This window comes from Acidithiobacillus concretivorus (assembly GCF_018853445.1).
Classification (GTDB): domain Bacteria; phylum Pseudomonadota; class Gammaproteobacteria; order Acidithiobacillales; family Acidithiobacillaceae; genus Acidithiobacillus; species Acidithiobacillus concretivorus.
Genome location: NZ_JABELD010000060.1, coordinates 1 through 13,536 on the forward strand (window position 1 = coordinate 1; position 13,536 = coordinate 13,536).

A 13,536-nucleotide genomic window follows, 5' to 3' on the forward strand; every position below is an offset into this window, starting at 1 on the left:
CATCTATCCATGGAGTTACAAAATTTCCTGGAGCGCAAAGTACCCGCCATGGGCCCCGCCGGGACCATCAACACCCAACCCTCAGTAGGCTTTCAGCGGGTCATTCAGCGCGCCCTCTACCATGTGCAATCCGCAGGCAAAGAGGCCGTATCCGGGGCTAATGTCATTGTCGCCATGTTTGCCGAACGCGAATCTCATGCGGTTTACTTCTTGCAGAAAGAACACGTTACCCGACTGGACGTTGTCAACTATCTGGCGCACGGAATGCGCAAGGATGAAGCCATGGACGAGGAAGAAGAAGAAATCGAAGGGAGTACCGAAAAGAAGGGCAACAGCAAGGACCCCCTGCAGGCTTATGCACGCAATCTGAATACCATGGCCCGTGCCGGACGCCTGGACCCGCTGATCGGGCGTCAGGAGGAAGTCACCAGAGCCTTGCAGGTATTGGCGCGTCGCCGCAAAAACAACCCGTTGTTTGTCGGTGAACCGGGGGTCGGCAAGACCGCTATTGTGGAAGGTATTGCCAGAGCCATTGTCGCCGGGAAAGTGCCGGAAATGCTGGAGAATGCCACCATTTACGCGCTGGATCTGGGTGCCCTGATTGCCGGATCCCGCTATCGGGGAGACTTTGAGGAACGCCTCAAGGCGGTTCTGAAAGCGCTGCGCAAACAGCCGGGCAGCATTCTCTTCATCGATGAAATTCACACTCTGATTGGTGCCGGAGCAGCCTCCGGAGGAGCCATGGATGCTTCCAACCTGCTCAAGCCGGCGCTGGCCTCCGGCGAGCTTAAATGTATTGGAGCCACCACCTATCAGGAGTTCCGCCAGCATTTCGAGAAAGACCGGGCTCTCACCCGACGCTTCCAGAAAATTGATGTTCCGGAGCCCTCTCAGGAAGAATCCGTGCAAATACTGCGCGGGCTGAAGGGTCAGTTTGAGCAGCACCACAATCTCCGCTACACCGATACTGCGTTGCGCGCAGCCGTGGAGCTTTCGGTCAAGCATATTCATGATCGCCACCTGCCTGACAAGGCCATTGATCTGATTGACGAAGTGGGCGCGGCTCAGGCTTTACTGCCCCCCTCCCGGCGGAAAAAAAGCATTGGCGTCCACGATATTGAAGAAATGGTGGCCCGCGTAGCGCGCATTCCTGGCAAAAACGTTTCTCTGGATGATCGTCAGGCGCTGAAAAACCTGGAAAGAGATCTGGGTCTGGTCATTTACGGTCAGGCAAAAGCCATTCATGAACTTTCCGCTGCCATCAAAATGGCTCGGGCCGGACTCCGGCACAACGAAAAACCAGTGGGCACATTCCTGTTTTCCGGACCCACTGGCGTGGGCAAAACCGAACTCAGCCGCCAGTTGTCCAGCCTGCTGGGCATCCCGTTGTTGCGCTTCGATATGAGTGAATACATGGAGCGCCATACGGTATCCCGTCTGATTGGCGCGCCTCCGGGTTATGTGGGGCATGATCAGGCCGGTCAACTCACTGAAGCGGTCAGTCGTAACCCCCATTCCGTACTGCTTCTTGACGAAATTGAAAAAGCCCATCCGGATATTTTCAATGTATTGCTGCAAGTCATGGACCACGGCAAGCTGACCGATGCCGGAGGTCGTTCGGTGGATTTCCGCAATGTTGTCCTGATCATGACCACCAATGCCGGTGCTGAGTCCCGAAACAAGGCCAGCATTGGTTTCATGAAGCCTGCAGAACTGGAAGGTGGTCAGGAAATGGAAACCATCCGGCGGGTATTTTCACCGGAATTCCGAAATCGTCTGGATGCGGTTGTACCCTTCAGTGCCCTGTCCCGGGACACCATTCTCCATGTGGTCGATAAATTCATTATGGAACTGGATGAGCAGCTGCTGGGCAAGGGTTACAGCCTCGAAATCAGTCCTGAACTCCGGCAATGGCTGGGCGATAAGGGCTATGATCCGCAAATGGGCGCACGGCCCATGGCCCGCGTCATTCAGGAACACCTGAAAAAGCCTCTGGCCGAACATATTCTTTTTGGAGATCTACCCAAGGGCACCCGCATCAGCGCCACATTGGAAGACGACGCCGTGAAATTGCGGATTCCCGAAGCGGTGACCCAGGAATGAACCCGAAAGCGGTAGAGGCCCCGGAGGCTTTGCCGCAATTTTGGCCCGTGTCATTAGCACAAAATACCTCTGGGCCCTCTGCCGAATTATGGATAGTTCGATAAATTATGAGCAGTTACGGCTTTCATTTTGACAACACCTACGCCCGCGAACTGGAGGGTTTTTTCGCCCCCTGGCAAGCGGCAACGGTGCCTTCTCCACATATACTGCTGTTCAACCATGCTCTGGCGACGCAACTGGGGCTGAACGGCGCAGCCCTGGACAGCGATGCAGGTGCTGCCATTTTTTCCGGCAATGAAATCCCGGATGGGGTGCAGCCTTTGGCCCAGGCTTATGCCGGGCATCAGTTTGGTCATTTATCGCCACAACTGGGCGATGGTCGAGCCTTGTTGCTGGGTGAACTACTGGATCCTGATGGTCGGCGCTGGGATATTCAACTTAAAGGCTCGGGGCGAACCCCTTTTTCGCGCGGCGGAGACGGCAAAGCAGCCATCGGCCCCGTACTTCGGGAATATTTGATGGGCGAAGCCATGACTGCGCTGGGTATTCCCACTACCCGCGCATTGGCAGCCGTTAGCACCGGTGAGATTATTCATCGCGACACGCCTCTGCCCGGCGCCATTTTGACGCGCATTGCTGCCAGCCATATTCGCGTCGGCACTTTTCAGTTTTTTGCGATTCGTAATGATCAGGAAAAAGTCCGGCAACTGGCCGATTACACGATTGCCCGTCATTACCCTGCAGTACAAACTGTTACCAATCCCTATCTCGCCCTGTTTAATGCTGTCGCCGACCAGCAGGCAGTGCTGCTTGCCCGCTGGATGCTGGCTGGATTCATCCATGGCGTCATGAACACCGATAACATGAGTATTGCCGGAGAAACCATTGATTATGGTCCCTGCGCTTTTATGGATCGCTACGATCCGGCCACCGTATTCAGCTCTATAGACAGTCAGGGACGTTATGCCTACGGCAATCAACCGCTGATCGCTCAGTGGAATCTGACCCGTTTTGCGGAAACTCTGGTCGAACTCATTGATCCTGACAGCGAAGTCGCCATTCGCCAGCTGACCGAAGCCATCAACCATTTTCCGAAAGTGTACGCAGATTACTGGTTACAGGGTATGCGGGCTAAACTAGGCCTGCACACAGAGGAAGAACAGGACCAGGAATTGGCCCAGGACTTTCTGACGACGCTGGAAGGTCAATCCGTGGATTATACCCGTGCATTCCGAAGCCTCTCGGCAGTAGTCCTGGGGAACCCTGCGGCGTTGCGCAGCCAGTTTGACGACGCCGAAACTGTGGATGCCTGGTTGCAACGCTGGCAGGATCGTCTGGCGCGGGAACCCGTGCAGGCTGAGGAAAGAGCGCTTCATATGGATCGGGTGAATCCCATCTATATCCCGCGCAATCATAAAGTGGAAGAAGCCCTGAATGCAGCAACCCAAAACCGCGACCTCGGTCTTTTACGCCAGCTGCTCGAAGTCCTCGCCGAGCCTTTTACGGAGCGTCCCGGTCTGGAAAGCTACGCTCAGCCAGCGCCCGAAAGCTTCGGGGTTTACAAAACCTTCTGTGGCACCTGAGTGCTGAGAAAATCCAGAACGCGCTGAACCTGTGCGTGGATTTGCTCATAAGCGTCTGAAGGAGCATCCAGCATCTGCTCCACACTCTGAATAGTAGGCTGACCCGGAATGATTTCATCCGCACAGTGCCGGATCAGCGCATCAATGCTGAACGCCGTACTTTCGAGATGGAATTGTAATCCTATGATTTGATTTCCTATCTGAAAAGCCTGATTCTCACAGGCGGCACTATGTGCCAGACGGGTTGCACCAGGCGGCAAATCAAAAGTCTCGCCATGCCAATGGAAAGCCGGTATTTGCCGGGGAAACTGAAAATGATCGACGTCAGATACTTCTGCATATACGGGAAACCAGCCAATCTCCTTCTGCCTGCCCGAAACAACCCGCGCCCCGCAAACATGGGCAATCAGTTGCGCACCCAGACAAATGCCCAAAATCGGCAAATCCGCCGCTATGATTTCACCAATAAAGCGTTTTTCCGCTGATAACCAGGGATAAATTGCTTCATCATGAATACTCATCGGACCGCCGAGAATAATCAGCAGATCAAACTCTGCAGGTTCTGGTAATGCGCTATTTTCATAAAAGCGCGTCCAGGTCACTCGGGCTTTGCGGTCCTCAAGCCAGGTTTCCATACTACCCAGTCCTTCAAAAGCCACATGCTGGAGAACATGAACACGCATAGCTGAAAATCCTCCATCAATATTTCTCCCGACTCTTGAGCCTATGCCCTGAATACGGTGGATTCAACTGAAAAAATACATAAACCCCGTCAAATCCTGAGGAGTCTGACGGGGCCATGATTACGACACTAACCAACCCTTATTTTTTAGGGGCTTTAGCCATCCGTAAGTAAGGCAACTTGATATTGATATCGCCAAACTTCTCTTTGGCCTGTTCATCATTGAGGGACAGCGCCACGATCACATCTTGTCCGGGTACCCAGTTAGCCGGGGTAGCAATCGGCACCCCATCGGTAATCTGAATGGCGTCCAGAGCCCGCAGAATTTCCGCAAAGTTGCGGCCTACTGACATGGGGTAGAGCATGGTGAGTCGTACTTTCTTGTCGGGTCCGATGATAAATACCGAGCGAACCGTAGCTGTATTGGCTGCCGTCCGGCTGTCCGGAAGATAGGCATCCGCAGGAAGCATGTCGTAAAGCTTGGAAACATGCAGGGAAGTATCATCAATAATCGGAAAATCGGCAGGTGCGCCAGCAAAGGCTTCAATATCCCGCTTCCACTTTTTGTGCTCTTCCACATTGTCTACAGAGACGCCCATGACCTTGGTGTTGCGCTTGGCGAATTCGGGAGCAAGTTGTGCTACCGCACCAAATTCGGTCGTGCAAACCGGGGTGAAGTCACGCGGGTGGGAGAAGAGAATGGCGTAGCTATCGCCAATCCATTCATGGAGATTGAGCTTTCCGGCTGTGGAATCAACGGTAAAATCTGGAGCAACATCATTAATACGAATCGTCATCTGAGTCATCCTCTATATATAACAAACGAAGCAACGGGTCAGGAACTGCTCAACTTCACTACGGGAGTCAATATCCCACAATCGTTTTAGACTGTCAATATATATTTTATTAGTTAAATAATAGACTAATTATAAATTACTAGCTCAAGCACTCCGCCAGTAGGGAGCCAATAACAAAGCCTCTGGCACCAGCGTCTTGATGGCGGCGGGAATTTCGAGCGTCAGACCGGGGCGAGGACGAATGCTTACCCAGAGCAGATTGGTGCGCATGTTCATATCTGCAAATACTACCCAGGCCCCATAATGCTTGAGTACTGCATTGATAATACGCAAGGTATGTTGCTGGCGCAGGCCGCTACGATCCCGTAATCCGGGGATAAGCATACGAAAGTCAGCGAGAAGATGACCATTTTCATCACGGCTGGGAACCCTTCGCCAGAGCGGCTCATCAGGGTGCAGGGCGGCATGAAAGGAATTTTTCAGGCCTTTTTGTTGCGGTTGTTGGGGTACTGGCGGTGCTGCAGACATGGGGTTGTCTCCTGCATGTGCGAGTCACCCCCTTAGTCTGCCTGCTCTGCTTAGGGGCGGCAAGCCCCGGCAGAGCAACACGATGGAAAAAGCCTAACCGTGTCTTTTGACGTCGGCTTCGATGATTTTGCGGGCTTCGGCCAGGTTAGCCCAGTCCTTCATTTTGACCCACTTGCCGGGCTCCAAATCCTTGTAATGCTCAAAGAAATGACGAATCTGCTGACGAATATTTTCTGGCAGATCTTCGACATCGCGAATGTCGGCATAGCCTCCAGCCACCTTTTCATGGGGTACGGCGACAATTTTTGCATCAATGCCGTGCTCATCTTCCATCATCAGCACGCCAACCGGACGCGCCCGGATCACCGTACCGGGAGCTACCGGCTGGGGGGACCAAACCAGACAATCGGTGGGGTCACCATCATCAGACAGGGTGTTGGGAATAAATCCGTAATTGAGTGGGTAGTGCATGGCAGTGAACAGAAAACGATCTACAAAGACCGCGCCCGCTTCTTTATCCATTTCATATTTGACGGAGGAACCCTGGGGAACTTCGATCACCACATTGATATCATCCGGCAAGGACTTACCAGCCGGTATTTTTTTCAGATCCATACGACACTCCTTGAGGTTGGTTTAAGAAAAAAGGGTACGAACCCGCTCCAGATCAGCCGCCGTATCGACACCCGATGCAGGGGCTTCTGCTGCGCAATATACCGCAATTTGCACGCCACGCTCCAACGCCCGCATTTGTTCCAGAGATTCGATCTGCTCCAGAGCACTGGCGGGCCACTGCGCATAATCCTGCAGAAACTCATGGCGATAGGCATACAAGCCCAGGTGTCGCCACCAGTTTCCGGAATCAGGAAGAAGTGCTCCGGCCCGCAGGGGAAATTGCTCTCGATACCAGGGAATAGGCGCGCGGGAAAAATACTGGGCATGACCCTGATCATTGCGAATCAGTTTCACGACATGAGGATCTGCCAGGTCATCCCAGTGCGCAATGGGAACAGCAGCCGTGGCCATCTGCAAGCCGGCATCTTCCAGTAATAGTTGGGCCGTAGCCTGCAAAAGTGCGGGATTCATGCCGGGCTCATCTCCCTGCAGATTGACGATAACAGCCTCCGCAGGTAATGCCAGCAGCCGCGCAGCTTCGGCAAGACGTTCTGTACCGCAAACATGGGCCGTGGACGTCAGCACTGCTTCGCCACCATAGCTCTTTATACATTCAACGATTTCCGGATGATCAGCGGCAACAACAACCCGGGAGGCTCCACTTTCGAGGGCCCGGCGCCGTACCTGTTCAATCATGGGCAAACCACCAACATCCAGCATAACCTTGCGCGGCAAGCGCGTAGAAGCCAGGCGCGCCGGAATAAGCACACAAAAACTCATGCGGGTTTATCCTCGTAGGGTTTGGCTTCATCCAGCAAAAGAACCGGAATATCATCGCGAATGGGATATTGCAGATGACAACGCGGGCAACACAGGGCCTGACGCTGTGCACAAGGTTGCAGACTTCCTTTGCATTGGGGGCAGGCCAACAAATCCAGCAAACGACGATCAATGCTCATGGTTTCTCCAGTTTGATAGCGCCCTTTCCAGCCAGGGCATAAAATCCGGTGCCAGTTCGGCGCTAATCCGCAAAGCCCAATCATCCGGCTGCGCAAATTTCCGACATTTTACGGCATCTTTTTCAGTCATGACGAGAGGGCGGGACAGTGTCTCCAAATCTGCCTGCGTAAATACGTGATGATCCGGAAAAAACCGGGCATCTGCATCTACTTCCGCCCCCAGAGTAGCCAGGGTATCTACGAAGCGTTGCGGACGCGCTATTCCCGTGACCACCGTCCAGTGCTCTCCGGCCAGGCTGTCCAGACTGCGGGTACGTTGTGGATCCGCAACTGCCTGTAAATCCTGAGGACGCACCTGAAAACCGAATTGGGGTGGAGATTCAGTCTGCGCCAGAGCGCTGGCTGCGGCTGCATCCACCAGCAAGGCGTCAGCCGCCGCCAGGGCCGCCCGGGGCTCGCGCAACGGCCCAGCGGGAAGACAGTAGCCGTTGCCAAAAGGCTGCGCTCCAGACATCACCAGCAGACGTAAGCTCGGATGCAGGGCAAGGTGCTGAAAACCATCATCCAGCAAAGCGAGATCGAAGCCGTCGGCTACGGCTGCAGCAATAGCCTGGTGGCGGTCGGGACAAATATATACCGCCTGGGTTTGATGCTGCAGTTGCGCCAGGAGCAGTGGTTCGTCACCGGCACACTCGGGAGAATCATGCGCCTGAACCCGATAGGGCCAATGCGGTGGATGCGCTCCATAACCGCGACTGATGATGGCAACCTGCCATCCCGCCTGCCGCAGCAATTGCGCCAAGGCCGCCACCAAAGGCGTCTTGCCACTACCGCCTACACTCAGGTTGCCGACCACAATGGTCGGAATATCTGCTTCCCGACCTTGGATATGACACCGCCGCCAGGTGGCGACCGCGCCCGTCAGCATCCCCAGCGGTTGTAAACTCGTGGCGAGCCAGCCACCCTCTTGCCATTGCTGTTCGAGGGTCTGGCGAAAACTCACCAGTCAAAAACCCGCTGCAAAAATTCCGGAAGACGTTCTCCCGCCAGGCGTCGTTCTTGCCAGAAAACCCGGCGGGTCGCATCCCCACGCTGGCGCGCACTCATCACATCGGCATATAAATCCTGCCAATGCTGAAGCACCTGACCAGGATGACTCAGGACTTCCACAGCGCCAACTTCCAGATGCCGGGCGGCATTGAGGACGACCCCCGGGTGCACACACACGGGTCGGGAGCCTGCATAAACCTGCCACTGCAGGGAAGATGCGGCAGATTGCAGATATACCGCCTGAGCAGCCGCCGCCAACGCGGGATACCAGCGGTCTTCATCCACTGCCAGTACGGAACCGGCAGGCAGCGGCTGGCGCTGCCATTTTGACAACAGCGGCAAGTCTGGTGGTCTTTCAGACCCGCCCAGAAACAGCAGCCCCTGGCGAGAAAGTGGCGAAGCCGCCCAGGCCTGGCGCCAGTCCTGCCATTGTTTTCCGGTCAACCCTTCCACCCACCATAGCAAACCCTCATCTGTGCCGCTGATCATGCTGCGGAAATTTGGATCGACCTGGGCAATGGTAAAAAGCGTGGCAAAATCCACCGGTTCCTGCACTAACGCCCCGCTGACTTTTTCCTGCCAAAGCTCTGCCTGTCGCGCATCCCGAGGATAGACGGCTTCGAGCAAAGTCGGCACAGAATTTTGGGGATCTGCAGCCATCAGTACGCTAGGAATTCGTCGTCGCTCCAGGGCAGCCTGCAGCCCCTTGCGCGGCACACGACCCAAGGCCAGGTAACGCAGCGGTGTGAGCTTATCCAGAGTGCGTCCCACAGCCTGAGCATGATCACAGGGCCCAAAACCGTAGCCCAGCCGCTCCAGGGATTCGGTATGCTGCTGCAATAACTGCGGGTATTCCGTTTCAAAAGTCATGACCATACGCAGATCACGCCTTTTTTCCGCAATAGCTCTCGCCAGCTCAATACCCAGACGCTGATTGTCGGGATCACTGAAACTCTGCATCCAGAGAATAGGTCCGCGCTCGCCGGGAGCTATAATCCAGCCCCAGCGCGCATTGGCCTGTCCTCTGCGACCGGCACGGGAATCCTGCCAACTCGCCCAGCGGCCGCGCAACAAACCATTTTCGTAATAGCTCATAACTTAATCATACTGACGGCCCACCAGCGTGTCGGCCTGTTTGCGCAAATCAATCATGCTTGTTTCCAGTTGCTTCTGCAGCTCGGTCCGCAACAATTCGTCCGCATCCCGAGGAATGTACACCGCCGCGCCCCAGGTAACGACAAGACGTGTTGCTAACCAGGGCAACAAAAAACCATCCCAACTGGAAAAGCGCTTGGCTCGCCGCGCAGAATAACTCACCGGGATAATCGGCAGGCCGGAAATGCGGGCGAGATCAATGACCCCTTTGTGCAGCACCTCCCGAGGACCTCTGGGACCATCTGGAGTAATCGCCAGAGTTCGCCCACTCAGAGCAGCCTTGAGCATCCCTCTTCCCCCTTTTACCGCCCCCCGACGCGTTGAGCCGCGTATGGCGGAATATCCCCAATGAGCCAGAGTCATAGCAATGAGTTCACCATCCCGATGTTCGCTGATGAGCACATCAATATCACGACCACCCACCCGTCGGTAAGCTTCAGTAATCATCACTCCGCGTCCATGCCAGAAGGCCAGAATAAAAGGTTTTCCAGCAACAATCAGTTGCCGCACCTGGGCATCACCAACCTCTTCCCAGCGCAAAGTCACAGATATGCCCCTGATCATATAGGCCGCCATTCGGGCAACCAAGCGCAGGGAACGCCCTTCCAGCCGCACTGCTCAGCGATTACTCAAAGTGGCAAAACTGATCCGGGTCAGCCCCGCTTCCTGGGCCGCATCCAACACATCAATCACATATTGCTGCGTGGTGTTTTTATCCGCACGCAACACAATCACCCGTTGCGGATCTTTTGCCGCAAGCGCCTTGAGCCGTCCCAACAAATCCGCCATGGGTACGGGCTGCTTATCCATCTGCACCTGTCCACTGGCGCTGAGATCAATGGTGATGGGCGTTTTCGGCAAACCGGCGGCGGCCTGCTGGGCTTTGGGTAATTGCATGGATAAATGGGATTGATGCTCAAAACTGCTGGTCACCATAAAAAAAAGCAGCAGCACCAACACGATGTCAACCATGGACACCACATTGATGTCAGGCTCTTCGTTGACACGCGGGCGCAGGTTCATCTTCCGGTTCCTCCGGAAAGGGTGTTCACCACTTTCAGGGCTTCTTTTTCTATGGCCAGGACCATTCCATCGACTTGTCCCTTGAAATAACGATAGAACATCAGACTGGGGATGGCGACAATAAGACCGCTGGCAGTAGTAATAAGCGCCTCGGCGATACCGCTGGCCAGCGCCTTGGGATCACCGGCTCCGACCATGCCAATGGCCGCAAAGGCATGCATAATGCCGAAAACCGTGCCCAGCAAGCCCAGCAGCGGCGAAACCCCGGCAATACTTCCCAGAAAATTCAGGAAACGGTCAAGATGGGCGACTTCCTGGCGACCACTTTCTTCGACGGTTTCCTTGATGGCATCCCGGGACTGCCCTGCCTGTTGCAAGGCTACCAGCATGAGACGCGCCAACGGGGTATCGTTTTCGTAGAGCAACTTGACGGCTTGCTGTACTTTTCCCGACTCCACCAGATCAGTGACCCGGGGGGCGAGGTCCTTAGGGGCGATGCGGGCCTTACGCAGGACCCAGAAACGGTTTCCGATAATCGCCAGGGCAATCACGGCCAGGAGAATCAGAAGGGGTAGGACAAAACCACCCAGTTTAAATAACTGCAGCAACTCCTGCACACCGCCTCCAGCATTCAATCAGATTGGACGAAGCAGGAATATAGCACAAGACCCGACAAACGGCAGTGGCAGCAATCTGATTTATCCATCCGCTATTTGCCAGTAAGCCCGCACTAATGAAACAGATTGAACAAAATGCCGGTTTTGCCAGGACCATATCCCGAAAGGGTCGTCCCCCGCATAGTGAATAGCCGCATTGGGCATGAGCCCAGCCAGAAAAGCCCGTTCATTGGCGGCAAAACTGGCAGGCGCAAAAATCAGTTGTACCTGTTGAAAAGACTGAGTCCCGACCTTTCCCAAATGCTGGAGCGAGGCCAAATCCATATCGCCAAGAATCAGCAGATCAGGACCTGCTCCCCAGGACAAAATACAGGGCTGGGCGGTTTTACCCAAATCCACAAAATGCATTCCTGCCGGCGCATTAGGCGCATTTGCGCGACAAACAGAAAGCGGTCGAGGATTTTGCAGGTAATTTCTTGCGCCTGGTGGTCCCCACTGATGTGTTGCCGACAAGGCGGGCAAGGGCGTGGAGGTATCTGTGCGCACCCAGTCCGACACCCGCGCCAGTCCTTTTTGCTGCAAAACTGCCGAGAGTCCCTGACCTGCTTCACGCCGCGTAGCGGATTTCCAAAGATTGGCGGTCACCACGCCACTATCCTGCGCTTTTTGCCAAAACAGGACCATACCGGAATGCACCGGGAGATTGCGCACCTCAAAATTCGTATTCCCTTCAGCGGGCACCAGAAGCGGCACCAGTCCAAGTAATGCCAGAGGGCGACCTGGCCAACCTTTGGGTAGAAAGAAAATACTGAGTCCGGCTGTCGCCGCCAGTAAAGCCCAGATCCGCCCGGTGCCCGTCCGCACCTGAGCAAAAGGAATATGGAGCAAGGCGCTGAGGAGCGCCGTAATCCCGTCCATCTGCACGGCGACCAGGCGAAAAAGTATCCGACTGAGCCATTCCATATCCACCAGCGCCAGAAGGGTTCCCAACAAGGCAAGAGGAACCGCCAGCAACTCGACCAGAGGAATCACCAGAATATTGGCCAACGGCGAAACCAGTGAAATTTGCCCGAAAAGACCCGCCAGGATCGGCAACAATCCAATAAATACGGCCCATTGACTGCGCAGCAGGGTGCGCCAGCCTCCTTCCCCATAGCCAACCGCCACCAAGGCCGCTACCGCCCCCAGAGAGAGCCAGAAACCGACATCTACCATAGCCCCGGGGTTCCCTAAAACAATGAGCAAAGCGGCCAGGGCCAGGCCCTGCCAGGCCTGATGCGACCTGCCCAGCAACCAGGCTATTGCCGCTGCGCTGATCATCCAGGCGGCGCGTTCGCCGGGAATCTGCATACCTGCAAAACTGGCGTAAGCCCAAGCGGCTGGAATGCTGGCGAGCACCCCCGCCGTTTGTGCCGGCCAACGCGTTACCAGCCAGGGAATACGCCGCCAGCCCCATTGTACCAGCCACAAAATCAAACCAGCGACTACCGCCACATGCGAACCGGAAATCACCAACAGATGGGCCGTACCCGTATCCCGGTAAACCTGCCAGATTTCCGGGGAAAGCTGGTTACCCACCCCCACGCTGAGAGCCTGGACAAATCCGGCTGATTCACGGTCCAGGGCCATATTGGTCGCCTGCAGCACGGCCTGGCGGGCAGCAGCAATCTGATCGCCCAGATTCCACAAAGAAGGGGGCAGCAGTCGGGCATTTTCGATGCGTGCCACGCCCCCAATACCCTCCCAGAAGCGCTTACGGTCAAGGTCCGCAAAGGGACTCTTGGGCAAAGTGCTGAGTGCTTCACTATGCAGTTGCAACTGCCAACGCTGACCAACCACCGGCAGTTCGGGAAGGGATCCGTGAATCTGCAAAATGGCGGGATGTTTTCCGGCAGGAGACTCGCCCGACCAACGCTCGGGAGTCAGTTGAAAGCGATAATCGCGCCCGCCCAGTTGGGGAATGGAGCTGATGCGTCCCTCCACCGAAAAAGTCCGGGCATTGGTCCAATGCACGGCGAGGCGCGACTCAGCCTGCCAGAGTCCCCAAGAGAAGGCCGCAGCAGCCAGAGTCAACAACACCCCATGTCGCCATTTCCAGGCAAAAGGCAATGACACAAGACATATGAGCAAGGAAATCCACAGCGGGGGTAACTGCCGAAAACTGTGAAAAAGCCCCATTCCCAGCCCGGCAGCCAGCACCACCAGAACCAAAGATGGCCAGGATTTGGTTCCAGGCAAGAGCTTGGCTACACTAGGGCGAATATTGTTGTGGAAATATCCCATTGCGCCTACCCGCATTGGCTCTTCGTCAGATTGAGTGGGTAGGGGGTAGAATGCTGTGGAGCGGTCGTGCCCTGAATTGGAGTTAGCTGATGGTCCCTGAAGAGCTGTTTTCTCTCGCGTTAGGATTGGTTCCGCCGTGGT

14 protein-coding genes are annotated in these 13,536 nt (G+C 55.3%); 2 read left to right on the top strand and 12 right to left on the bottom strand.

Going from position 1 to position 13,536, the window contains the following annotated elements; genetic code table 11:
- Both clpA and HJG40_RS08375 read left to right on the top strand, forming a co-directional pair.
- Positions 1-2,103 (top strand): ATP-dependent Clp protease ATP-binding subunit ClpA (gene clpA / locus HJG40_RS08370; RefSeq protein ID WP_215863767.1); only part of this gene is annotated, 2,103 nt, incomplete at its 5' end.
- Between the two features lie 107 nt (positions 2,104-2,210).
- Positions 2,211-3,686 (top strand): protein adenylyltransferase SelO, encoded by a 1,476-nt coding sequence (locus HJG40_RS08375; RefSeq protein WP_215863768.1) that lies wholly within the window; start codon positions 2,211-2,213, stop codon positions 3,684-3,686.
- Here HJG40_RS08375 and HJG40_RS08380 read toward each other — a convergent pair.
- The 12 genes from HJG40_RS08380 to HJG40_RS08435 all read right to left on the bottom strand — a co-directional run bounded on the left by HJG40_RS08380 (position 3,662) and on the right by HJG40_RS08435 (position 13,410).
- A complete protein-coding gene (locus HJG40_RS08380; RefSeq protein ID WP_215863769.1) occupies positions 3,662-4,369 on the bottom strand; it encodes a type 1 glutamine amidotransferase in 708 nt (235 codons plus the stop codon). The genes HJG40_RS08375 and HJG40_RS08380 overlap by 25 nt on opposite strands.
- Before the next feature lie 139 nt (positions 4,370-4,508).
- Positions 4,509-5,165, bottom strand: coding sequence for a peroxiredoxin (locus tag HJG40_RS08385; protein ID WP_215863770.1), 657 nt, complete (start codon positions 5,163-5,165; stop codon positions 4,509-4,511).
- Between the two features lie 144 nt (positions 5,166-5,309).
- Positions 5,310-5,693: a hypothetical protein gene (locus tag HJG40_RS08390; protein WP_215863771.1), complete on the bottom strand. Its 384-nt coding sequence runs from the start codon at positions 5,691-5,693 to the stop codon at positions 5,310-5,312.
- 93 nt (positions 5,694-5,786) lie between these two features.
- Positions 5,787-6,308 carry an inorganic diphosphatase gene (gene ppa, locus HJG40_RS08395; protein ID WP_010637163.1) on the bottom strand — a complete coding sequence of 174 codons (522 nt, stop codon included), beginning with the start codon at positions 6,306-6,308 and terminating at the stop codon, positions 5,787-5,789.
- A gap of 21 nt (positions 6,309-6,329) precedes the next feature.
- Positions 6,330-7,088 (bottom strand): 3-deoxy-manno-octulosonate cytidylyltransferase, encoded by a 759-nt coding sequence (gene kdsB, locus HJG40_RS08400; RefSeq protein WP_215863772.1) that lies wholly within the window; start codon positions 7,086-7,088, stop codon positions 6,330-6,332.
- Complete coding sequence (locus HJG40_RS08405) at positions 7,085-7,267, bottom strand: Trm112 family protein (RefSeq protein ID WP_024894835.1); 183 nt, start codon at positions 7,265-7,267, stop codon at positions 7,085-7,087. The genes kdsB and HJG40_RS08405 overlap by 4 nt, the downstream gene beginning before the upstream one ends.
- Complete coding sequence (gene lpxK / locus HJG40_RS08410; protein WP_215863773.1) at positions 7,257-8,270, bottom strand: tetraacyldisaccharide 4'-kinase; 1,014 nt, start codon at positions 8,268-8,270, stop codon at positions 7,257-7,259. Before lpxK ends, HJG40_RS08405 begins: the two co-directional genes overlap by 11 nt.
- Positions 8,267-9,412, bottom strand: coding sequence for a hypothetical protein (locus tag HJG40_RS08415; RefSeq protein WP_215863774.1), 1,146 nt, complete (start codon positions 9,410-9,412; stop codon positions 8,267-8,269). Before HJG40_RS08415 ends, lpxK begins: the two co-directional genes overlap by 4 nt.
- Positions 9,413-9,415: 3 nt before the next feature.
- Positions 9,416-10,018 (bottom strand): lysophospholipid acyltransferase family protein, encoded by a 603-nt coding sequence (locus tag HJG40_RS08420; protein ID WP_368355967.1) that lies wholly within the window; start codon positions 10,016-10,018, stop codon positions 9,416-9,418.
- A gap of 72 nt (positions 10,019-10,090) precedes the next feature.
- Positions 10,091-10,495 (bottom strand): ExbD/TolR family protein, encoded by a 405-nt coding sequence (locus tag HJG40_RS08425; protein WP_142087435.1) that lies wholly within the window; start codon positions 10,493-10,495, stop codon positions 10,091-10,093.
- Positions 10,492-11,112, bottom strand: a complete 621-nt coding sequence (locus HJG40_RS08430) for a MotA/TolQ/ExbB proton channel family protein (protein ID WP_215863776.1) — start codon at positions 11,110-11,112, stop codon at positions 10,492-10,494. Before HJG40_RS08430 ends, HJG40_RS08425 begins: the two co-directional genes overlap by 4 nt.
- 81 nt (positions 11,113-11,193) lie before the next feature.
- Positions 11,194-13,410, bottom strand: coding sequence for a ComEC/Rec2 family competence protein (locus tag HJG40_RS08435; protein ID WP_226857316.1), 2,217 nt, complete (start codon positions 13,408-13,410; stop codon positions 11,194-11,196).
- Positions 13,411-13,536: the final 126 nt, after the last annotated feature.